The 23845-nt window shown below is 27.3% G+C and carries 23 protein-coding genes, 1 tRNA gene and 1 rRNA gene; 22 read left to right on the top strand and 3 right to left on the bottom strand.

The features are described 5' to 3' along the window. The first annotated feature begins 17 nt into the window (after positions 1-17). From rplX to rplO, 8 genes are read left to right on the top strand one after another with little or no spacing between them, the layout of a single operon-like run. Complete coding sequence (gene rplX, locus BCF59_RS00940) at positions 18-353, top strand: 50S ribosomal protein L24 (RefSeq protein ID WP_134110356.1); 336 nt, start codon at positions 18-20, stop codon at positions 351-353. Positions 354-355: 2 nt separating this feature from the next. Beyond that, a complete protein-coding gene (gene rplE, locus BCF59_RS00935; protein ID WP_134110354.1) occupies positions 356-901 on the top strand; it encodes a 50S ribosomal protein L5 in 546 nt (181 codons plus the stop codon). After that, positions 901-1086: a type Z 30S ribosomal protein S14 gene (locus BCF59_RS00930; RefSeq protein WP_134110352.1), complete on the top strand. Its 186-nt coding sequence runs from the start codon at positions 901-903 to the stop codon at positions 1084-1086. Before rplE ends, BCF59_RS00930 begins: the two co-directional genes overlap by 1 nt. A gap of 2 nt (positions 1087-1088) precedes the next feature. Next, positions 1089-1484 (top strand): 30S ribosomal protein S8, encoded by a 396-nt coding sequence (gene rpsH, locus BCF59_RS00925; RefSeq protein WP_134110350.1) that lies wholly within the window; start codon positions 1089-1091, stop codon positions 1482-1484. 11 nt (positions 1485-1495) lie between these two features. Beyond that, positions 1496-2035, top strand: coding sequence for a 50S ribosomal protein L6 (rplF, locus tag BCF59_RS00920; RefSeq protein WP_134110348.1), 540 nt, complete (start codon positions 1496-1498; stop codon positions 2033-2035). Positions 2036-2050: 15 nt separating this feature from the next. Then, positions 2051-2401, top strand: coding sequence for a 50S ribosomal protein L18 (rplR, locus tag BCF59_RS00915; protein ID WP_134110346.1), 351 nt, complete (start codon positions 2051-2053; stop codon positions 2399-2401). Between the two features lie 2 nt (positions 2402-2403). After that, a complete protein-coding gene (gene rpsE / locus BCF59_RS00910) occupies positions 2404-3063 on the top strand; it encodes a 30S ribosomal protein S5 (protein WP_134110344.1) in 660 nt (219 codons plus the stop codon). Further along, on the top strand, positions 3063-3512 hold the full coding sequence (gene rplO / locus BCF59_RS00905) for a 50S ribosomal protein L15 (RefSeq protein ID WP_134110343.1): 450 nt from the start codon (positions 3063-3065) through the stop codon (positions 3510-3512). The genes rpsE and rplO overlap by 1 nt, the downstream gene beginning before the upstream one ends. An 88-nt stretch (positions 3513-3600) precedes the next feature. Here the strand turns inward: rplO and tig are convergent, their stop codons facing one another. After that, positions 3601-4914: a trigger factor gene (gene tig, locus BCF59_RS00900; protein ID WP_134110341.1), complete on the bottom strand. Its 1314-nt coding sequence runs from the start codon at positions 4912-4914 to the stop codon at positions 3601-3603. 134 nt (positions 4915-5048) lie between these two features. On the opposite strand from tig, the gene rrf reads away from it, so the two are divergent. Beyond that, positions 5049-5154 (top strand): 5S ribosomal RNA (rrf, locus tag BCF59_RS00895). 7 nt (positions 5155-5161) lie between these two features. On the opposite strand, the gene BCF59_RS00890 is transcribed toward rrf, so the two are convergent. Next, a complete protein-coding gene (locus BCF59_RS00890) occupies positions 5162-5677 on the bottom strand; it encodes a hypothetical protein (protein ID WP_166666782.1) in 516 nt (171 codons plus the stop codon). A gap of 233 nt (positions 5678-5910) precedes the next feature. Between BCF59_RS00890 and BCF59_RS00885 the strand changes: the two genes are divergently transcribed. The 7 genes from BCF59_RS00885 to BCF59_RS00860 all read left to right on the top strand — a co-directional run bounded on the left by BCF59_RS00885 (position 5911) and on the right by BCF59_RS00860 (position 13442). Then, on the top strand, positions 5911-8103 hold the full coding sequence (locus BCF59_RS00885) for a HinT-interacting membrane complex protein P80 (protein ID WP_134110337.1): 2193 nt from the start codon (positions 5911-5913) through the stop codon (positions 8101-8103). Next, positions 8103-9347 (top strand): HinT-interacting membrane complex lipoprotein P60, encoded by a 1245-nt coding sequence (locus BCF59_RS00880; RefSeq protein ID WP_134110335.1) that lies wholly within the window; start codon positions 8103-8105, stop codon positions 9345-9347. The genes BCF59_RS00885 and BCF59_RS00880 overlap by 1 nt, the downstream gene beginning before the upstream one ends. Further along, positions 9340-9654: a histidine triad protein HinT gene (gene hinT, locus BCF59_RS00875; RefSeq protein WP_134110333.1), complete on the top strand. Its 315-nt coding sequence runs from the start codon at positions 9340-9342 to the stop codon at positions 9652-9654. Before BCF59_RS00880 ends, hinT begins: the two co-directional genes overlap by 8 nt. Before the next feature lie 122 nt (positions 9655-9776). After that, a complete protein-coding gene (locus tag BCF59_RS03645; protein ID WP_166666781.1) occupies positions 9777-9938 on the top strand; it encodes a hypothetical protein in 162 nt (53 codons plus the stop codon). A gap of 347 nt (positions 9939-10285) precedes the next feature. Next, on the top strand, positions 10286-12118 hold the full coding sequence (locus BCF59_RS00870; RefSeq protein WP_134110331.1) for a S8 family serine peptidase: 1833 nt from the start codon (positions 10286-10288) through the stop codon (positions 12116-12118). A 1-nt stretch (position 12119) separates the two neighbouring features. Further along, entirely contained in the window at positions 12120-13166 is a 1047-nt protein-coding gene (locus BCF59_RS00865) for a hypothetical protein (RefSeq protein ID WP_134110329.1), read from the top strand. A 200-nt stretch (positions 13167-13366) separates the two neighbouring features. Then, positions 13367-13442: transfer RNA gene (locus BCF59_RS00860), tRNA-Thr, on the top strand. A gap of 13 nt (positions 13443-13455) precedes the next feature. On the opposite strand, the gene BCF59_RS00855 is transcribed toward BCF59_RS00860, so the two are convergent. Continuing rightward, on the bottom strand, positions 13456-13767 hold the full coding sequence (locus BCF59_RS00855; protein WP_134110327.1) for a thioredoxin family protein: 312 nt from the start codon (positions 13765-13767) through the stop codon (positions 13456-13458). A gap of 135 nt (positions 13768-13902) precedes the next feature. Here BCF59_RS00855 and BCF59_RS00850 point away from each other — a divergent pair, with 135 nt between their 5' ends. The 6 genes from BCF59_RS00850 to BCF59_RS00825 all read left to right on the top strand — a co-directional run bounded on the left by BCF59_RS00850 (position 13903) and on the right by BCF59_RS00825 (position 23845). Then, entirely contained in the window at positions 13903-15735 is a 1833-nt protein-coding gene (locus BCF59_RS00850) for an alpha-amylase family glycosyl hydrolase (RefSeq protein ID WP_134110325.1), read from the top strand. Between the two features lie 335 nt (positions 15736-16070). Further along, positions 16071-16517, top strand: a complete 447-nt coding sequence (locus BCF59_RS00845) for a hypothetical protein (protein WP_234851408.1) — start codon at positions 16071-16073, stop codon at positions 16515-16517. A gap of 41 nt (positions 16518-16558) precedes the next feature. Beyond that, positions 16559-19048, top strand: coding sequence for a hypothetical protein (locus BCF59_RS00840; RefSeq protein ID WP_134110321.1), 2490 nt, complete (start codon positions 16559-16561; stop codon positions 19046-19048). Next, a complete protein-coding gene (locus BCF59_RS00835; protein WP_134110319.1) occupies positions 19048-19566 on the top strand; it encodes a hypothetical protein in 519 nt (172 codons plus the stop codon). The genes BCF59_RS00840 and BCF59_RS00835 overlap by 1 nt, the downstream gene beginning before the upstream one ends. Before the next feature lie 5 nt (positions 19567-19571). Then, positions 19572-22886, top strand: coding sequence for an ABC transporter permease subunit (locus BCF59_RS00830; RefSeq protein ID WP_134110317.1), 3315 nt, complete (start codon positions 19572-19574; stop codon positions 22884-22886). After that, positions 22886-23845, top strand: a complete 960-nt coding sequence (locus BCF59_RS00825) for a sugar ABC transporter permease (RefSeq protein WP_134110315.1) — start codon at positions 22886-22888, stop codon at positions 23843-23845. The genes BCF59_RS00830 and BCF59_RS00825 overlap by 1 nt, the downstream gene beginning before the upstream one ends.

The raw sequence follows: 23845 nt of genomic DNA, 5'->3' as shown, positions 1-23845 counted from the left end.
GATAAGGAGAAATTTTTATGGCTAAAATTAAATTTAAGAAAAATGATCCGGTTATAGTTATCGCAGGTAGTGAAAAAGGAAAAACCGGAACAATTGATAAAATCCTTCCAGATTCAAACAGAGTTATTATTAAAGATGTAAATATCGTAACCAAACACAACAAACCAACCCAAAAAAATCAAGACGGTTCAATTACAGAAATAGCTGCTCCAATTCATATTTCAAACGTTGCTTATTTATTTAAAAAAGCTACTAAATCACACCCAAATCAATTCTCAAAACTTGGATATAAAATAAACAAAGATGGTAAAAAAGTGAGAGTTGTCAGAAAAACAAACAAGGAAATTAATTAATTATGCTCAAACAAGTATATTTATCAAAAGTAGTTCCAGCGTTAAAAGAAAAATTCAACTACTCATCTATTATGCAAGTTCCAAGAATTGAAAAAATTGTATTAAATATGACCGCAGGTAAAGAAGTTTCAAATTCAAAAGCAATTGAAGAAGTTCTCAATGAATTAACATTAATTTCGGGGCAAAAACCATTTCAAACTAAAGCTAAAAAATCAAACGCATCATGAAAATTGCGTGAGGGAATGCCAATGGGTGGGAAAGTTACCTTACGTAGAGATCGTATGTGAGAATTTTTAGAAAAACTGATCCATGTTGCAATGCCACGTATTCGTGATTTTCGTGGAGCAAATCCTAAAGCATTTGATGGAAGAGGAAATTTTGCTTTAGGTATTAAAGAAGAAATCATTTTTCCAGAAATTGATTTTGATAAAATCCGTCGTATCAAAGGATTGGATGTCCTTGTTGTAACTACCGCAAAAAGCGATCAAGAAGCAAGAGCCTTATTAGAATTATTAGGTGTACCATTTGAAAAAAAAGGAGCTAAATAATGGCGAGAAAAGCACTAATTATTAAGTCAAAGCGTCACAGTAAATTCTCAACTCGTGCTTATACACGTTGTGAATTATGTGGTAGACCACATGCGGTTTTAAGAAAATATAAAATTTGTCGTATCTGCTTTAGAAACCTTGCACATGAAGGTAAAATTCCAGGTATCAAGAAAGCGAGTTGATAATTATGTTTATAACAGATCCAATTTCAGACTTAGTGGTTCGTATTAAAAACGCTAATGCTAGAAAACACAAAACCGTTGCAATTCCTTATTCAACAAAAAAGGAAGCTATTGTTAAGTTATTTGAATCAGAAGGGTACATTGCTTCATATGTGGTTGAGGGAGAATTAACCACCAAACAAATCGTAGTTACACTAAAATACAAAAAAGGTCAATCAGCAATTGTTGGAATTAAAAGAGTTTCAAAACCCGGGTTACGTGTATATGTAAAATCAACTGAGATTCCATCAATTATATCTGGTTATGGAACTGTAATTATTTCAACCTCTAAAGGTTTAATGACTGGTAAGGAAGCAAGAAAGGCAAATGTAGGTGGTGAAATTGTTGCCTACATTTGATAGGTAGTTTATAGATGTCTCGTGTCGGAAATCGTATATTAACTATCCCTGTTGGTGTAACCTTCAAAGTTGATGCTTCTAACGTTACAGTTAGCGGGCCTTTAGGGAATTTATCAAGAAAATTCAGTTCATTAATCTCAATTAAAGTTGAAGATAACAAAGTTTCAACTCTTCGTGCAAACGAAGAAAAAACCACTAAACAATTACATGGTACAACAAACTCTCATATCGCTAATATGTTAGAAGGTGTTTCAAAAGGCTTTAAAAAAGTCTTAGAAATTAAAGGAGTTGGGTATAAAGCAAACTTAAATGCTAATTTTTTAGAAGTTTCAGCAGGTTATAGTCACTCTGTTAAATTAAATGTTCCTGCAAATTTAAAAGTTGAAGTTACTAAAGAAGGTGTTGTAGTTTCAGGAATTGACAAAGAAAGTGTTGGGCAATTTGCCTCAGTTGTGCGTGCTATTAGAAAACCAAACGTATATTCTGGAAAAGGTATTTCATATAAAGGTGAAAAAATTAGACGTAAGGAAGGAAAAACAGCTGGTAAAAAATAGGCTGTGAGAATTATTATGGCAAAATTATCAAGAAATCAAGCAAGAAAAATTAAACATACTCGCGCAAGATATCATCTAAATGGAAGCGCAAGCAAGCCACGTCTAAATGTTTTTAAATCACACCAAAACTTTTATGCACAACTTATTGATGACGAAGCTAGAGTAACTTTAGCTTCAACATCAACTCTTAAAGATGCAACATACGGTGGAAACATTGCTGCTGCAAGTAAATTAGGAGAAGTAATGGGAGAAAAAATTAAAGCTTTAAACATCGATACAGTAGTTTTTGATCGTGGTGGATATTTATATCACGGAAGAGTTAAAGCATTTGCTGATGCAGTAAGATCAAAAGGAGTTAAATTCTAATTATGGAAAATAATGAATTAAAAAACGCACCTGTTAAACCAGTCGCTGGTACAAAAGAAGTTACTGCAAAGAAAGCTCCCCATTCACAAAAAACACAAGAAACTAAAAATACCGAGCGTCCTGAACGTCGTAATATTAAAAAAGCTCCAACTCGTACAAATAATCGTCGTTTTAAAGAAGTTTCTGAATATATTGAAAAGGTCATTGATATTGCTCGTGTTACCAAAGTTGTTAAAGGTGGAAGAAGATTTAGTTTTTCTGCATTTGTAGTAATCGGAAATCAAAAAGGAAGTATTGGATACGGTCACGGAAAAGCAAATGAAGTCCCAGATGCAATTAAAAAAGCGATTAAAGATGCAAAAAATAATCTTATCATCGTTCCTGTTGATCCAAAAACTGCAACCATTCCACATGAAGTTAATGCTAAATTTTTAGCTTCAAAAGTTATGTTAAAACCAGCAAGTAAAGGGAAAGGATTGATTGCTTCTGGAACTGTTCGTGCTGTTGTAGAATTAGCTGGTTATAAAGATATTGTAACCAAAACTTACGGATCTCGCTCTAAAACTAATACTGTTAAAGCAACCGTTAAAGCATTACAACAACTAAGAACTCCTGAACAAATTGCTGAATTAAGAAATAAAGATGTAAAGGACTTAAGATAATGTCAATTAAATTACATACATTAAAACCCACCGAAGGATCAAGACCACAAAAACACCGTAAAGGGCGTGGTCATGCAGCCGGAAAAGGTAAGCAAGCGGGAAAAGGACAATCAGGACAAAACAAACGTAAAGGACACAGATTGGGATTTGAAGGAGGACAAACTCCTTGATTCCGTCGTATTGGGAAACGTGGATTTAGAAATGTTAACCATATTGAATATCAAGTAATTAATCTTTCACAATTACAAACACGTTTTGAAAATAAAACTGAAGTTACACCTGAATTATTATTTGAGAGTGGCCTTGTAAAAAGAAACTTACCAATTAAATTATTGGCAGATTTAACAAACACCAAATTAACTAAAGTATTTACAGTTACCGTAAACAAAGCTTCTAAAGCCGCTATTGAGGCAGTTGAAAAAGCAGGCGGAAAAGTTATTGAATTATAATCATTAAAAACATATGTTTATAAGCGTATGTTTTTTTAATAGCACTTTGTATGAATAAATTAAAACACACCGTATGGTGTGTCTAAGCTTATTTTGTAAATAGTTTAATTGCTTCTTTTTCAACTTTTTCTGCTTCTGTAGTGTTTTCAGGATTCATTTGCAATAGTAAAGTTTTTGTGATATCTACGTAAGTTATTAAGCCTTTATACTCTTCAAAATCAGGTTTATTTTTTAATGATTTTGCAAATTCGCTATCCGGTTTATTAAAATCGGTTTTTGATAATGAAAAGATTCATTCTTTAACTATCTTTCTTTTGAAATCTTCTCTAGCGACTTTTTCAAATTCATTTTGCATTTCCGCTTCTGTTGTTTTAACTAATTGTAAATATTCAGTGCGCTTAATTCTTAATTCTTTTAAACTATGGTCAAATTCTTTTTGTTTTTTTGTAACTTCATCTTTTAACAAGTTGGGATGAATAATTACATTTTTTATTTTCAAAACCTCGTTAACTACATTTTCTAAAAAGTCTTTTAATTCTTGCGTAAATGCATCTTTCAAAAATTTATTTTGTAAATATACTTCTAAATCACTTAAATTTTGAATTTCTGGATTTCCTAATTTTTTAAAGAATTCATCATTTAATTCAGCAGGCACGTTTCTTAAAATCTTGTTAATTTTAACTGAAAAAATTGCTTCTTTACTTCTATATTCTTTTACAAAATAATTTTCAGGAAAAACTACTTTAATATCACCTTTTCAACCTAAATGTTTGCCAACTAATTGTTCTTCAAAACCAGGAATAAATTGTTTGGAACCTAAAACTAAATCAACGCCCTCGGCTTCTCCACCATCAAACGGTTCATTATCAATAAAACCGATAAAATCTATGTTTAAGGTGTCTTCCATTTGTGTTTTTGTTTTTTTGTCTGTAACTTCCTCTTTTTCACCTAATTTATTTTTGAAGTTTTCTAAGATCTTTTTCTTATCTACTTTAGTTAGTTTTTTAAATGTGAACTTAGTTTTTAATTCACCTAATTTAATATTTGAAAAATCTGGTAAAAGAGGAAAATGAAATTTAAAAAGTAGATTGCCTTCCTTGTCTAAATCACTTGAGATAGAATATTTAATTCCTGCTTTTATATCATTTTTAACAATATAATCAAAAACATTTGTTAATTCTGTTTTTAAGAAAATATTAGCAGTTTCATCATATATTTTAGTTGAATTTATGTATGCATGTAATTTTTCTTTAGGAGCTTTTCCTGGTCTATAACCGGGTACTTTTACTTTTTTACTTTCTTTTTCTAAAAGTTCATTGAATTTTGCGTCAAAAAGTTTTTTTTCAATGGTTGTAGAAACTAAAACTTCTGATTTTTCTTTATTAACTGTATGTTTAATCATTTAAATTGATCTCCTCGGTATTTTTATATAAATAATAATTATTTTACATTATTTTTTCTTTTATTAAATTAGCAAAATAAAAATAAAAAAAATTAAAAAATGTTTGTTTTTTTAAAAAAAACGTGTACTATATTATTAGTAGCAATAGCAAGCGGGATCACCTGATACCATTCCGAACTCAGTAGTTAAGCCGCTTTACGCCGACGATAGCCGAAAGGTGAAAATAGGAAGCTGCTTTTTTTATATTTTATTTAATTTCAATATAAGGAAATTGGACTCCACTTAATGTAACAACCTTATAATAATTTATATTAATATTAGATAAATATTTTAGTTTTAATTGCATTTCTTTATAATCAAAATACACAAAAGATCAAATATCAGGTTCACTACTAAATAATAAATCAAATAATTTAGTTAAATAGTCTTTTTTGCCTTGATTAGCCTTTTTTAGATATTGTATTATTTTGACATTATTATTTTTAGATTTACTAGGAATTAAAACATTTAAATAAATATCAATACCCTCGATATTAATAAAAGGTAAACAAATTAAAGGATCTTGTTGGTTCTTTATTTGTAAATAGATTTTGTTCAATTCTTTTAGTTTTAATAGGGTGTTATATGTAATAATTACATTTATTGGTTGCGAAGCAAATTTGCCCATTAGAGCTTCATCTAATGTTTTATCATAGAGCGAATAAACAAATTTTAAATCATAAGCCAATTTATTAAATTTTAAAAGTGGGTGTTGAATTTGCATATTTTTCATCTTAAAATTATATTAAGATTTATGTTTTTAATATGAAAATAAATATATAATAAATTACAAATTTAATTATCTTATTTATAAAATGTTTATTTAATTACTTGTTTATTTAAAGTAAAATTAATCTTGATTTTTCGGTTGTTTAGTAGCATAAAAAACTATTTTTTTTGCTATAATTTAATTAAATTTACATTTTTAAATAATGTCGTATATTTTAAAGGAAAATTATGGCCAAAAGAAAGAAAACATTTTTCGAAAAACTAACTGAGTTAAACGATTCATATGAAGATAGACAAAAAAAACTAAAAACAAATCGTAGAAAAAGAAATCGGATTAATATTGCAATTCTTTCTGCGTTAGGTGTTTGTGTGGTTGCCGGTATTTCAATTCCCTTAGCCATTAATACAACAAAAGTTAATTACATACAACCAAAATCTGATAATGAAGTTATTTTAGAACAGAGAGATAATGATAAAGTTGTTAACAAAGTAAATGTTGGTGAAATCACAAAATTACTAAGTGATCCAAATCATTTGACAAACCAAAAAATTGATGATTTGTATAGACGAGCTATTTTTTATTTTTATAATGAAGAAGTAAAAGCATCAAAACAGTATCAAAACTTATATAACAATTCTTTATCTAACGACGAAAGCTTAAAAAGTGATATAGAGTTAAAATCATTAAATAAAATTCGTTTAGAAAAACGTCAAATACTTAATGATGACAGAAATAATATAGAAAAAAATTATCCATATGATACTTTTGAAACTACATGAAATAAAAAACTACAATCAGACGAATATGGACATAGTAAAAATATTGATGAAGCAGTTGAATATTTAACTTTCAAAGAAGTTGAAAATGAAGCTAAAAGACGCTTTAGTATTGAAGCAAAAGTAGTTGATTTAAAAGATATTAAACGAAACGCAACACGTGATATAGATGCAACTGACGAAAATGGTAATCCAATTAAAGATGCAAGTGGAAATCAAAAAATCTTATTTAAACAAGGTGAAAATGTTTTGCCTTACTATCAAGAAAATAAGACATACTTTATTGATTCAAAACAACCAAATAAAGCAGTTATTTTTACCACTAAATCATATGTTGCGGATTTAAAAGACCCTAGCACAATCATTGCTAAATATTTTTCTAAAAATAATATTAACATTGCAACAACTGTGCTGCTACCTGGTGTTGTTAATAATGATTTAACTTTACCTTTTAGTTTTGATAAAGATAACGCAAAAGAAAAATTGATAAATATTTTAAAATATACCGTAACTAAAAATACTGATTCAAATGTAACTTTTTCTCAAAATATTGATTTTCTTAAAAATATTTCAGACGCAGTTTATAACACCACTTTACAATCTAATGAAACATTGGATCGTTTTAATAGAAGGAAACGTCGTTTTGAATTTTATTTAAATAATTTAACTTTAACAAAACCGGAAACATTGGCAACTAATGGTATTCAAAGTTATGATGATATGTTAAATCAAAATGTTGATTTAGCTTTAGCGGCACAAAGTTCAACACTTTTTGAAACCCAAACTACAAAGTTGCCCGAAATTGATTTAAATGAAATTTTTAAATTACCAAGTGGAATTAATCCTGAAAGAGAAACAATTATTCAATCAAAATTGCAACAGGCACAAACTCTAGTAACTAAAAATAATCCTAATGATGGTCGTAAAATTACTAATTTAATTGAAGAGGTTAACAAAAACATTGAAATTTTAATTAATTCAATGACTGCACAACAGTTCTCAGATTATGTTAGAGCCAGATTTAATGATAACTTTAATGTGGTTGTTCATTCTACTGATAAATATTTATCATTTGCATATAGAGTAAAAAACAAACCGGACTTTTTAATCATACCTACAGAGAAAGGTTTGATGCTTTATAAAAATCAAGAAATTACATCATTAGATCAATTTAAAACATTTATAAAAACAGATTTAGAAAATTTATTATTAGGTAATAATACTAATTTTAAGATAACAGATAAATTAAGTTTAAATCCGAATAAAGAACAACTTTTAGTTGCCGCTTTAAGTGATCAAGGTTTCGTTAATGAATTACTAAAAACCACTAATCCATTTTCACCATCTAAGCAAACGGAAAACTTTAAACAAAGCGATTTAGATGCAATTAAGGAAAATGTTTTAGCAATGTCTGAAGGAAGTGTGCAAACTAAGTTTATCAGCGATATTGAAAAAGTTAATAAATGAATCAAAGATACTTATAACAAGAAAAATTCTTTAAATATTGCGTTTGATAAAACTGATGCAAAACTAAAAATTGCTTATTTTGATAAAAGTAACCAACAATTTACATATAGTAGTAATAATGCTTTTGATTTAATACAAAATACACTTAGATCACAATTACAAAAAGGAGAAAAATAATGCAGATTAAAAAATGAATTAAATTTTTAATGCTTTCTTCTTCTGTAATGACTCCTTTAGTAGTTGCAGTTTCTTGTGGTCGTAATGTTGATACTACCGAGAAAATAGCGCAAGATGAAAAATTTGCTGATAAAAAAGTAAAAGATGTAGCAGAAAGTATTTGACTTGAAGGTACAGTTAAAAAATTATATGCTATTACACCAACACAAGACCTTTTAGCAAATGTAAATTTTGAAAATGATGCTTTTCAAGCGTATTCAACTTACGCAGATTTTAAAAATCAAACAGATAGTTCATACATGTGAAAAGAAACTACTAAATTATTGCAAAGTGGTTTATTAAATCAAGCGGATAGACAAGCGTTACAATCGCTGAGTTTATATAAATCAAAACCAAACAAAGATCAATTTAAGATCTTATTTAAAATTGATGCATCAGGTGTCAAATTAAATGTTTTAAAAATGTTATTAGTAGATAAATATTTAACTCTTTCAAATCAGGAAGAAATTAAAAAAGTTGATGATAAAGCGTATGAAACAAACAAAAATAATTACGATACAAATAATTTCTTTTTAATTGATTATCTAGTAAATAAAAAAATAGTGCAATTGTGACAATATAGTAATCCTGGAGTAGATATTTTTACTATTGAAACCAGTCAAATTCAAAATATTGCTGACTACAATAAAATTGCGACTGAATCATATACTGATTCAGATACTGTTTCAAATGATTTATTATTCTTTAATAACCCATATGAAGGCAAGTTAAATGATTATGTAGGAATTAAAGATGCTAATAGTTTTAATTTAAATAATAATCTTCAGAATTTAAAAACTATTGTGAATGCTTCCGAACTTAGTGGTTTTTATGATCCGATTAATAGAAAATTAGTAAAAGTTTTAGATAATGAAGAATTGGCACAACCAATAGCAATTAGTGGTGATTTAAATAAAATTCAGATTTCTTATCTAAACCGAATTTTACCTTTAGCTAAAGATATCATGATAGATAATCCTAAAAAAGGAGAAACCAATCAACCAGATAAAATTAAGCAAACAATTCTATCTATGGATGAAACACCTTTTAAAAACAGTTTAATTAAATTAATTGTTCTATTAATACAAAATGACGAAAGTTTGTATAATAAAGCTTTAAATGCATTTGTAGCATTAGGTAATAAATTAACCGTGGACAATGACATCATTAAGAAAGCGGTAGAAGGAGAAAAATTCATTGGATAGTCTTTTTAGCAAAATAATTAATCGTCAATTACCGGCTAATATTTTATATGAAGATGAACGTGTAATTGCAATTTATGATATTAAACCAGTACAACCTGGACACTTTTTAGTAATTCCTAAAAATCCTGCTGAAAACATTTTATTAAATGATGAATCAGATTTTTTATATGCAATGTCTGTAGCGAGAAAATTAGCGCAATCTGAGATTCAAAAATATAATAAGCAAGGATTTAAATTACTTGTAAACACTGGCGCTACAGCTGGACAAGTTGTTATGCATACACATATTCATATTATTCCATATTAAAAAACCTTAGTTATTAATCTAAGGTTTTTTAATAATTTATTTAAATTACTTTTAATAAACTTGAAATGTTAAACAACACTAGACTCTAGAAATGTAATAAAATATTTATATAAGGGTCTATAATGAAAAGATTTTTAACTTTATCCAAATCTGAAGAAAACAGAAAAGAGTTACCCGAAAAAAATAGTTGTAGTGCTGATCAACCAATTTCGGTTATATGTAAAAAGGTAAATAAATCTAAAGGCACTGTAATCAAATACTTAAAAATTCTGAAAAAATCATAACAAGAACAAAAAAACAATTCCTTCTTCATAAAGGTAGGGGGGACAAAAACGCTCAGATATATCCAAAGAATTAATAAATGAAATAGCAAAAGATTATCAATCTAAAGAACTACTCACCGGAGCAGTTCTTTAGATTGATACTTATGATAACTGTATACGAGAAAATAAAATAAAACTGATAAGACATATATCATACACTCAACTTTTATAAAGACTAAAACATATTAATCATATGTAATTTTTACATTTAATAACTAGGTTAAATTTTGTTTGATATTTTAAGATTTCAAGTTGTTTTTTAAATTTACTTTATTTAGCGGAGTATAATTAAAATATAAGGAGTAAAAATGAAAATAAGAAAATTAATAAAAATTTTATCAGGTACAATTTTAATTTCTATTGTACCACTTTCTCTTTCCGCTGTTTTTACAAATAAATCTAGAAATATAAAAAAATATGATAACTTATTTAATGATTTATGAGATAAATTAGGGATTACTGAAAGATCTGATAAAAAAATTAAAATAGGTATAATCGATTCTGGATTGGTTGATTATAGAATGCTTAAATTTAATGGTAAAACTGCTATAAAATTTGATAATGATTTTAATGAAGATAATTATAGTATTATAGACTCGTATAATAATAAAAGCATTAATTTTGGGAAAATTATTTATAATCCGAGTTTGAATGATTCATCTGTTTATAAAAAAAATGAATTATCGTGAAAAAACACATTTACTGAATATTGAGAAGAGAATGAACATGCGACACAAATTGCCTCGATAATAGCAGGTGATGCCGGACTTTTAAAAAATGCTGAAATTTATTCAACAAGTTATAATAGAACATATCCAACAACGAGCTTAAATATTCTAAAAGAAAATTTAGAGTTTTTTCGTAAAAATATTGTTAAATTCATAAATATGAGTTTTTCAAGTTACTATAATGATTTTTATGATTTAGATAAGATAAAAGAGGATTTTGAAAAGAATAATTTTGATAAAATTAAATATAAAATTAATACCTTAAAATCATTGATATATACCGATTATCCTGATATTGCATCATTAATAGATGAATACGCATATAAATATAATATGAAGTTTTTTATTTCATCAGGTAATAGAAGAACAAAAGTTTTAGAGATGGTCAATCAAACTAGAAAATGAATATCTGATGAACTAAATAAAGATGGAGTAGGGAAAATAAAGAGATTATTTTTAAAAGCGCTATTGAATGTTTTAGATCCTAAATTAGATTTTTGAAAAAAGACTTCTCCTTATCAAAGAACAAAGAACACTTTTATAGTGGGAGCATATGATATAAAAAATGATGAAATAGAAAATTTCTCAAATGGCAAAATCAATAAATTTGATGATTCTCCATTAGGAGTAGCTCCGGATAATTTTTCTGATAAGTCTTTATTGTTAATTGATGAACCTTACTCAACCGAAACCGACTTAGATGATCCCGATCCAGAAAGATGGTTAGGAACAAGTTTTTCTACCCCTGTCTTACTCGCAATGTCCGCACTTCTTGAGTCTATAAAGAGACCTGATTCATCTTTTGATGTACCTGAATTAAAAGCTATATTAGCAGCAAGTTTTTCTATAAAAAAATATAAAAAAGACATTTTTAATTTACCTGATAACATAGGTTTTAGTTATGCAGATTGAAATAGAATGAAATTTTATGCAGATAATGTCGTTAAATTCAGAATTAGTGATTTACTTAATGATAGTAGCGGATTTGATTATACTCGTTATATAACGGGATCAGATAAATATCTTTTAGTCTTATCTAACTATTCAGATTTATTTAAACTATCAAATTCTGAAAGAAAAGAAATTAGCAAAGAAGAAATAGATAATCATGTAAATCTTTTTAATACAAATCTTCACGGTAGTATATTTGCTACACCAGAATGAATTTATAAACAATACCATGTTTCATCAATGAATTTTAATTATGATAATGTTTTAGGTAATACTTCAGCATCCACAAACAGATTTGGGTTATATGATGATAAAAATTATAATGGTTTGCCTTATGAATACACAGTTTATATTAAACTAAAAGATAGTTTTAAAAATTGGGATTTGAGCTCTAAATATGCATACTCTATACTTTCTGATGTTACTGCAACAAATGAAACAAGATATAAATTAGGAGTATAAAGTGTTTAAAAAAAACATTAAATGATGACTCTCTTTGCATTTTTATTTTATTCCGGTAATAGCTATTTCTTGCGTTGAAAAAGAAGATTCAAAAGTTTTCCATCAAGAACTTGAAAGTCCTTTTGAAAAGCAAACTAATAAACAAATTAATGAACTTAAACGAAACCTAAAAGTAGATAACTTAGTGCTAAATAATAAATTTAGTGAAAATCTAATTAAACAAATTAATAAAAAGCATTCGGTATTTGCAATTATTTCACCAACGAAAATCGATGATAATTTGATTTTTAATAAAATTTCTGATGCTTATAATTTTGATTGAAATTACCAAAATATTAACAAATATTTTGGTAATGAAAATGATCTTTTTTATAAAGAAAATAACAATATGATTTTAGAAATTTTACCTTTATTAAATCAAAATAAAGTTTTAGTTAATTTATTATTTGTTAGAAAAATAAATGAACGCGGACTTTGGCAAACTAAAACTGTTATTACGCCTGATTATTTAGAATTTGAAGTAAAAGATTCGAGTGTTTATTCATATGATGACAAATTGCAAATATATAATACTTCAAAAATTGAGAGCGTCATAAATCAAGATGAGAAAATAAAACTTAATTTAATGATAAAAAAGAGTTTAATTAGTCCGATCACAGAAACTAAGAACAAATATGACGAATCATATCATTGATATACAAGAATGAAAGATAGTTTTTCTGCTCTGTATTTTAGTAAAAATATTGCTTTTGAAAATAAAAATTCAAACAAAATAGAGAAATCACAGCAACGACAGTATAACTATTTCTTTAATTCCTTATTTAATAATTATTATTACTCTAGAATTTGATCAGAAGATATATACGAATACCGTAAAAATCCTAAAAAATATGATGATTTAAATTCACGAACTAAAACTTCTTTAATCAAATTATTAGCTAAATCATATTTAGTTGACTTAAATGATACTAAACTTTTATATAACGATAAAAGTATTATTAATAACGTTGATGTGGTATTTGATAATTCCGATTCCTTAATGTCGTAAAGTTATACAAAAATCACCTTATTGGTGATTTTTCTGTGTTGTTTTACTAGGACATAGGGCTGGTGCCACCCCCATGTCCTAGTAAAACATTTTAATAATATATAATTTTACATCTAATAACTAGATTCATTTTTTTGTTTGATATTTCAAGTGAAAATACTTTTAATAAAATTTAGGTATGATATAATATAAATAAATGTGCCGTCATAGCTCAGCAGGCAGAGCACGTCCATGGTAAGGACGGGGTCGCTGGTTCAAGTCCAGTTGTCGGCACCATTTTTTATACCATTTATTTTAAAAAGTTTTTAATTTCATCTTTTAAAGCTTCGTATGGTCTAAATCCAGTAAATTGTTTTACAAGTGCTCCATTTTCATAAACTTTAGAAAACGGAATTGTTTCAACACCCATTTCTCTTGCAAAGTGTTTATCGCTGTCGATGTTAAATCTCAAAATTTCCATATGATCTTTATCGGCTAATTCATCTAATGAAGATTTATACATTCTACATGGACCACATCATTCAGCATAAAATACAACTAATTTAGCTTTAGGAGATTTCATAGCTTCTAAAACTTGTTCTTTATTTGCTTCTGTTAACATTTTAATATTCCTTCCTAATTAATAATATGATTAATTATATAACAAATTCCTAAAAAGTGTTTTTTATGTTAATTTTTAGATCAAAATATACTTTTTAGGAATTTACTTTAAATACCACAGGAGAATTTTAATCATATGAAAATATCAAAAATATTATCTTTTGCAACAATACTAACAAGTTTAATCACTTTATCTTGTGCACACAATTATAACAAAGATGCCGATATCAAACAACTTCTTAAATCTAAAACAAATTTAAAGGGTTGAAATAATGCTGCTTTTGTTAAAATGAATCAAGAAAGTATGCAAAACTTAACCTATGCAGATGAAGCAGAGAATCAAGAATTCCAAGCACCATTTATAAAAAAACCGAAATCAAACACAATGTATCAGTTAACGGTTTATTCATTTGCAGATGGAAATAATGATGGAATCGGTGATTTTATTGGACTCAGTAATAATTTAGACTATTTTATCAACCTGGGAATTGATACTTTATATCTCTCGCCCTTTCATCCAGCATCCACATATCACGGCTACGATGTTATTGATTATACTAAAGTTGCACCTGAATTAGGTGGGATGTCTGCATTTGATACATTTATCAAAAAAGCACATCAAAACGGAATTAGAGTGGTTATGGATATGGTTTTAAATCATACATCATATGAGCATCCGTGATTTCAAAAAGCATTATTAGGTGATGTAAAATATCAAAATTACTATCATTTTATTGATGGCATCAATACTGCTAATGATACAAATTTAAGGCAGAATTTTAAAAACGTAAATCATAATTTAAAAGATACTAATAAACATTATATAGCAACTTTTTGAGCAGGGATGCCTGATTTAAATTTAAATAATCCAGATGTATTAAAGGAAATTAATTATATTCACGAATTTTGAACTAAAAAAGGTATTGATGGTTTTAGATACGATGCTTTTTATCACTACTTCAACAAACAAAATAGAAATATAGATATTGATGGCAGAAAGACAGCAAAATTATTTACAAACTGAAGAACTGTGGTTGAAACACAATTACGTAATTCAAATAAAGCAAATGTCTTAAGAGATTCTGAGGTTGCATTTATGTTTGGAGAATGATGAAAATCAGTATATGAAGCACAAAAATATCAAACCAGTGGCATTTTTAATCAATTAGCACTAGGAAGTGTTATTGATGGGGTTCACTATAAATATCAATTACACCCCTACATTACTTCAGATGACGAAGAAACACTTATCAATAATTTAAATAAACCTTTTGATAGAAAATGAATGCCCTTTTTAGACAATCATGATGTAGATAGATGAATAGCAAACTATAAAAATAAAGTTAGTAAAACAAGTTTAAATTTAACTTCTCATCAATTAACTTCCCAAGAACGTTCTGCTTATTTAGCCGCTATTTATTCACTACTATCGCGCGGTGGGTTACCAATTTTGTATAACGGAAATGAATTATTAATGCAAGGAGGAAATAAAGCGCACGGTGATGCTAATGTTCGCGAAGCGTTTTATTGAAAAGATTTAAATAAGCGTGTTTATTTTAAAGATGAACGTAGTGGAGATGTTATTGAGACCAAAGCATCAGTAGGTGAAGGTTATCTTGAAGATATTGTTGCAAAGAAAAATGGTGCATATGAACTTACTAAACAACTGATTTTGTTAAGAAAACAATACCCATCGCTTTCAATTCAAGATGAAAAATATATAGTTAATCCAAGTGAAATTATTGTTAATGCAAGCTCTTACCCAAATAATTTAACAGTTCGTAAAAACGATGATGATACTTATATTTTAGTAGTTTATAGTGATTCGTTAGATGATTTTAAAATTGAATTGAAGTCAAGTTATCATTTTAATCGTGTATTAATTAATCAAAGTTTTAAAATAAATGGAAAAATAATGGAAAGCACATCTCCACAAAAAATAGGCGTTTTTCTTATTTCTAGATCATAATTTTATCAATTTAGTTATTTCAAAATAAAATTTAATATTAAGTACATAAATTTTAAGAATGAATTACTTTTTAACACTATTTTATAGTATTAAAAAGTAATTCTCATATTAAAAAAAGTAGTATTAGATATTTTAAAAGAAACTTAATTTATATATTTTAGATTTAAAAAATAAAATTTATATAATTTAAATTGCTGACATTAATAAAATATAGAAATTTTATAAAAAGTACTTGATATATCAAGTACAACAAAAAGTATTTCTATATTTTGTTAAAAGCACATTAGTTTATTCTCTTTATGAATTTATATAAAGTAAAATTAAAAATGAGGATTATGAAGAAAAAGATACAGTTTCAAGGTCCGCCGTTTCGTGTGAAATTTCGGTGATTTTGAGTTGGAAAACTTCCTTTAGAGCGTAAATATAAACCAAAAATTATTGAATATTTATTTATGCTATTTGCAAATATCATTATTTTAATTATTGAAATAATTTTGCTCCAAATTATTATAAATCTCAAGCAAAATTCACCAGAATTATTTGCGACTAAATTAGTTGCTAACCTTCAAAACTATTGAGTTCGGATTATGTTAGCAATTTTAGTGATTAATTTTTTAATAGAAATAATTTTAAGCATTCATATTTTTTATATTTTATCTAAAACTGAATTTAATAAATGAATTGCTATTATATGTGCGCTAAGCGGATTATTATTTTTAACTCCTATCTGTATTGTTTTTTCTATTGTTGCATATCAAAAAAATGAGATCGCATTTGAATAATCCTGAATTAATTAGATTAAATATTAAGGAATATTATAAATATGAAATCAAAAAAATTATTAATTTTATCATCTAGTGCTTTTTCAATTGGCGCTTTATCAGTTGCTGTATCATGTGGAAGTCCGACTACAGGTAAAAATTCCAAAGATATTTATGTTGCTGTTGATGGTGCTCAAAAAGATTTTTATAACGAAGTTAAAAAGATTTTTGATGAAACTGATGCACACAAAAAAGATGGTTTTGAATTAAAATTCATTACTAAAGGAGTTTTTGATGCATTAAATCTTGGTACAGTAGGACTTAATGATCAAACAGTTCCTGACATTTTTTATCTACCACAAGATAGAGTTACTGAATTTGTACAAAATAATTATTTAGTAGATTTAGATAAATTTTTTGGTAAAACTAATGGTGAAAATGGTGAGTCAAACATTTTAGAAACTATTAAAACAGAAACACAACTTACAGATAATCAATTACCAGAGTTAAGAACATTTGGTACTGTAACTGGTTCAAATAAAACCGGAGATAAAACCCTTTCTAAATTTGTTGGAATTCGTCACAATAAAGAAGGAATTGTTTTGGCATCGGCAAAAGATAAAGAAGCAACTATTAAAGAACTAAATAATAAAAATACTGATACCTTAAAAGAACTAGTTGAACAAGGTAAAGTAATTTTAAGACTACAAGACTTTTGATATGGTAATGGTATTTTATATGGTGGAATTCAAAAAGCATGAGATAATCTACCAGATGATCAAAAAGAATTTTACGGTCAAGATTTAAAAGATTCATTTTATTCAAAAAATCTATACAAAAAAGATGATGGTAAAGTTTCATCATGGTTTCTTAAAGACGATAAATACCACCCATTATTAAAACAAGGTTTAACAGCAGTTGCGGATGTATTATGACCTGTTATTCAGGCTGCATATTTTATGAGTGCTGATGAATTTAAAAATACCCCTTGAGGTAAGAATGGATTATCACAAGGTGATTTACAAGGAATGTATATTACTGACTTAAACCAAGTTAATAACTCAATTTTTAATGCTATTACAAATAAAAAATTAGAATATGCATTGATTGGTACATGAGATGTTCAAAATGCTCGCCAAGCAGCCAATGCTAAATCATTTTTCAATGTGGTGAATATCGATGATAATGAGGAATATAGACAAGCACAAGGGGCTTGATTATATGCAATTTCATCAAGAAACAATGGTTCATCAGATCTGAGAAAAAAAGCTCTCGAAGAAGTAATTAAAGCTGCATTTAAAACCGAATCATACTATAAATATTTTAAACAAGATTCAAAAGTTCCATTTTCACAAGCAATTCAAACTCAAATTGAAGAAAAAATTCAGCAAGAAAATTCACCTCAATTAAAAGTTATAAATGATTTTGCAAAGAGTTTGGGATATACTGACTATCAAGATTTAAAACAAACTTTTGGTGAAACTATTAAAAAACTTTCGGTTTCAAAAAGTTGAGATGGAAACTTTAATAATTGAGGAACTTGAGAAAATCTTTCAAATAGCAACAAGCCGGATGCTGATGCAAACCTTATTTCGAAAACAAAAATGGTTTCAACCGCAGAATTACAAGGTGAATACGCTGCTAAGCTAAAAGAAGTTAATGATTCACAATTAGATGCGTTACCATTAAGAAACACCGTTGCTGCATTATTAGGTTTATCTACTGATTGATCAAAAATGTTAGTAGGTAATGGACAATCATGACAAGTTTCTGAATCTTTATTAAAATCAGGAGCATGAGAAAAATTAACTAGTGAAGATGCTTTGAAAAAATATGGAAATGTAAATCTAGTTCAAGAGAAAAAAGAGGGTAATAAACTCGGAACATTTCATGTAAGAAAAATAGAAAAATTCATTTTTGGTGTAGATGGTGATTCAGAATCAGAAAAACAAGCGCTATTAGATGAAATTATTGCTGCAATGAAAAATAATACATTGAAACAACTCAAAGATAAAATTTTTGCTAACGCTAAATTCTTCTCAAATACTGCATCAAAAACAACAGTTTCAGATGCTGAAATTAAAAAAGTAGTAGATTTATACCTAAACAGTTATATTAATTTTGCTAGAATTTATGCAGTTGTTGATGAATACATTGCAAATACCAAAATGAAGAAAAAAGATCAAACCGATTCTAATGTTACAATCGCAGAAACAGATGCAAAAATCCAAACTTATGAAAAATTCCTTTCAATTAACTTTGTTTTTGATGTACTAACTTCAAAAACTTCAATTAAAGACAATGGAATTGGCATTTTGAAAGTTCAACCATCTCGTTTTGATAATTCAAACCCACAATTAAGTTCTGTATGAACTAATTGAAATGATAAAACATTTGGTAATCAAGAATGATATAAAGGTCTTAAGAATATCAACACTAAAGAAGATTTTATTAATGCAATGGAAGATAAATTGTCAGCAAACTATACAGAAACAGTTAATACCTTTAATACTCAAAATAGTAATGTAAGAGTTGTCTTTACTGATAAATAATGAAGTTTTATCAAAAATATAAAACCGAAATTTTTAAAAATCAATTTTATATTTTATTAGTTCAAGTTGCACTGCTGACCGCAGTGCTTCTTGTATGAGTTTTGATACCTTTTGGTTATGGAATTAACCGAGATAGCTTACCATCAGATATACGCAATAACCCTGATAAAATTAGCGAATATGCAAAAAAATTATCGATTAGTACTTTAATTTCCTATTTAGCAAATACATTTGTATTAGTATTTTTCTTAATATACCTTTTGTTATTGAGAAATAAACTTAAAGCAGGTTATATCTTTTGAATTAGTTGAATAGTTATTTATTTTGTTCTGGCATTTTTACCTTTTTTTAGAGGGGTTCAATACATGAGTAATTTTCAAATTATTGTAGGTGCTTTTATATCTGTTATCTCGGCATCAATAGTAATTTCATTATTTACTTTTTGTGTACAATATCACATTAAAAGAAAATTTCACTATTATGAGTGAATAAAAATACATAAAGGACGCAGCAGGTAATTGATATGGAAAAGTTGAAATTATATAACTGATATGGTGAATCATTTGATGCTATCTTACCACAAACGTCTGGTAATTTAAAGGCTTACAAAAAACAAGTTAAAAACATTTTTTTAAGAACAAAAGACAAAATTAATGCACAAACAAATATAGATAAAGACTTATTTTTACGTGCAAGAAGTAAATTAAATGCAAATTTAAAGCGTCAATTAAATTCTCACTATGTTGCTTACAAAAATAAAATTTCAGTACTTAGGGATTCAATTAAGAAATTATCTTTTTGCGAAAATATTAATTCTTTACTAAATTTTGAGCTCAAAAAAATTCAAAAAAACTTAAAAGACATTAGAGTTTATGCAAAAGATTATGTTTATTCGTTATCTAAATCAGCCGATGAATTAGAAGTAAAGATAGCACATATTAAAAAATTACAAAATAGCACCCGTTTATCTGAAACAGAAACCTTTAAGAAATACATCATTTTTAGTGTTTTAAAAATATATTTAAATAAAATTAAAGATACAGATTTTGAATTGACTAAAATACATCAATTCTTACTACCAAATGAATTAAGTTATTTACAAAAATTAGGTGATAAAGCAAACATTTTTTTTAAAACATTTTATCAGTCTATAGAACAACAAAGACTTTCGTTAGTTGCTCGTAAAAATGAATTGCAAAGAAAATATTCAAGCACATATAAACTACAAAAAGAGTTATACCTCAAAGAGAAAGAAAATATTATTTTAAATACTAAACAAAAAATCTTAGAAATTGAATATGAATATACTAACAAAGCTGCTGATTTAAAACAACGAGCAAAACAACAAAAACAGCTTTCGTTATTTAAAATTGAGGAACAAAAACAGAATATTTTGTCCAAAGAAGCCAACAACAAGGCGATTGTAGATAAAATTAAAAATAAGAGTAAAATTGAAGTAAAACATTTATACTATCAATATCAACATCAAAAAAGTTTTTATAAGCAACGAGCAATATTACAAAATTATAAAGATCTATATTTGTTTTTGTCTAAAAATCAACTCAATTTGCCAAATTTTGATTTTACAATTAAAAATTTAAATACAAGCAAGTTAAAATTAAAAAATCAAGAAATTTGAAATTCCTTAAAAGAATTTCAAAAGCAAAATGCAAGTGCATTGGTTGATATTGCGTTTCAAACTTATTTAAATTTAATAAATCAAAAACGTAATAATTACGAATTTAATTTATTACTAAAATCACAATATAAACATTTATTATCAAAATCTAAAAGTTCTTATACTTATGAAGGGGATTTTTTAAGTGCTGAATCAAAGGCTTTAAAAGAAAAGTTTATTGACAATCGTACCACAAGATTAAAATTTTGTGAGGAAAGAATAAAATCAAAAGTTGCTTTATTTAATTTTAAACACTTAACAGTAAAACAACTACAAGCTTTATCAAAAGAATATAATCGCGAGATTAATTTAGCGAATATTAATAAAATTAAGCACGAAATAATAATACAACAACTCCAAATCCTTGAAAATCAACACAAGGATAATCTTGCAAATTTGAACTTACAATTAGAACAAAAGTTAATTACAACTGATGATTTTAATGATGCTAAATTAAATTTAGAAAATCAATTGTTACTTGATAAAACATATTTAGTGAATAAATTTAACACTGTTTATGCTAATGAAAAAGCAGAAATTAAAGTTAAATATAAGAATATCAAAGAAGTTTATAAACAAAATATAAAGAAACTCAAAGCAAAAATTAAAACCAAAGAAATCACAAAAGCAGCATTTAAAAATAAAAAAATAGAAGTTAAAATAGAATATAAAGAGTCTAAAATTGAAACTAAGTTACAATCCAAAATTCTTTCAAATAAAGAAATTTTAAAAACTTCATTTTGGCGTGAATTAGCTGAAATGAAAGTAAATTCTAAGATTTACGATAGTAAAATTACTGAAGCTCAAAAGACAATACCGACTGAAACGATGAAAAACTTAAGATGATTGTCATTGATTTTAGGTATTGTCTTACCTGGGTTGCCAGAAATTACAATGTTTAAACAATATCTAAAAGGTGCAATAATGTTATTTGTTTCCGTTTTGGTTTGAGCATTAATTATTCCTTTTTCTTTTGGATATTACTGAAATAAAATGGGTGGAATACCAGGTTTTGGTGATTTAGGAGCAAATTCTCATAACATTGATTTAGGTGAATTACCGGATGCCAGAATTTATTTATTTGGTGGTGTCATTAGTGTTATTTTAATGGTCTTAGTCCTAATTTATTTTATTACATCTGGCATGGTTGCTTATCGTGTTGCTAGAAACTTAGAATTTGGATCACGTCCAAGTAAATGATCACATACCAAACGTTGACTTAAAACTGGTGGTTATCCTTGAATTATTTCTATTTTAGGTTGAATTTTAATGATTTTTGTGGTAGCTACACCAATTATTACATCTATTTTAATTTCATTTACTAACTATGGTTATCAACATTCAGCGCCAGCACAAACTGTTGATTGAGTGGGATTGAAAAATTGGGGCTATTGATGAACTTTTAGAAAAGCCGGATTATTTCAATCTTTAGGTCGCGTGTTTTACTGAACTGCAATTTGAACCGTTTTTTCTACTTTTTTACCAATTTCTTTAGGTATTATTATCGCAATCTTAACCAACAATCAACGTATTAAGTTTAAAAAATTTTTCCGTTTAATTTACATTCTACCTTGAGCGATTCCGGCTTTTGTTACTTTGTCATTTCTTAGATCTTCATTCGCTCCAGGAGAAGTAGGATATATCAATAAGATTTTATTAGAATTAAAACTAATCAATAATCCAATTAATTGACTAAATCAAATTAGTAGTGCAAGAATACTAGTTATTGTCGTGCAAACTTGAATTGGTTATGCATTTATTTTTATGTTAGTGACCGGTAATTTACAATCGATACCAAAAGATATTTATGAAGCAGGTTCGGTGGATGGAGCAAAGGGTAGACAACTATTTTGATATCTTACCTTACCATCACTACTTATTTCAATTGCTCCGATGTTAATCGGACAATTTGTTGGTGCATTTAATAACTTTACTACTATTTCAATTTTCACAGGCGGTGGACCAAACTTTGAAAATTCATCAGCCTTTGGTGAGGCTTCAACAGATATTATCATTTCTTGAGTATATAAAATTACATCAAATGCAATTCAGGTTGAAGGAAATCAGGCTTTTGCGGCAGCTTTAACAACTTTTGCAGCTTTAATTTCAATTGCGATTGGTGCACGTGGATTTATTAAAACAATGTCAAGGAGAGATTAATGTTTGAAAAAATAAAACGTAAAAAGTTTTATCAACATAGTTTTGATAAAATTAAAATAACTGAGAAGAAACTTTCTCCAAAACGACTTAAGTTTAATGAAACTGACACTAAACCACCAACACCATTTGAAATTCTCTGATTATTTTTCAATTACTTATTCTTAATTTTTTGAGCTATTATTATTTTATTTCCAATTGTTTCATTAATTGTTGCAGCCTTTAACGTTGCTAATGAGCGGATTATTACGCTTTTACCGTTTAAATTTGGTTTTGAAAACTTTAAATATCTATTTAAAGACAAACGCAGCGATTTTTTAGTATGATACAAAAACACTTTAATTATTGCAGGATTAACAATGTTAATCTCGACAACCGCTGTTGCACTCAATGGGTACGCATATTCTAGATTTAAATTCGCAGGTTCTAAAAATTCATTGTTAATTATAATGATGTTGCAGCTCATTCCGGCAACGAGTGCATTGATTTCGCTATTCTTGCTTGTACGTTTAGGTAATGATTTAGGTATACCTACTATTATCATGTTAATTATTATTTATTCTGGTGGATCAATTTCTGCAAATACCTTTATGATGAAATCATATTTAGATACAGTTTCATCAGAATTAGATGATTCTGGGAAAATTGATGGTTGCAGCAATTGAGGACTTTTCTTCAAAATCTTATTACCAGTGATTAAACCGGCTTTAATTATGGTGGCACTTTGATCATTTTTAACACCGTTTACTGATGTTATCCTACCAAAATTCATTCTCGCAGATTCTAAAGAAAAAACCTTGGCGGTTGGTTTGGACACTTTTTTAAGCGCTGATCCGCAACATATTAATGCAGGTGCTTATGCGGCCGGTTCACTCCTTGCCTCAATTCCAGCTTTTGCACTATTTATGTATTTACAAAAATACATTATTGGTGGATTGAGTGACGGAGCAGTGAAAGGATAA

It is taken from the genome of Mycoplasmopsis mustelae (assembly GCF_004365095.1).
GTDB classification, from domain to species: Bacteria; Bacillota_I; Bacilli_A; order Mycoplasmatales; family Metamycoplasmataceae; genus Mycoplasmopsis; species Mycoplasmopsis mustelae.
Note: the sequence above shows the minus strand (reverse complement) of the source record. Positions and strands in the feature narration are given on the sequence as shown.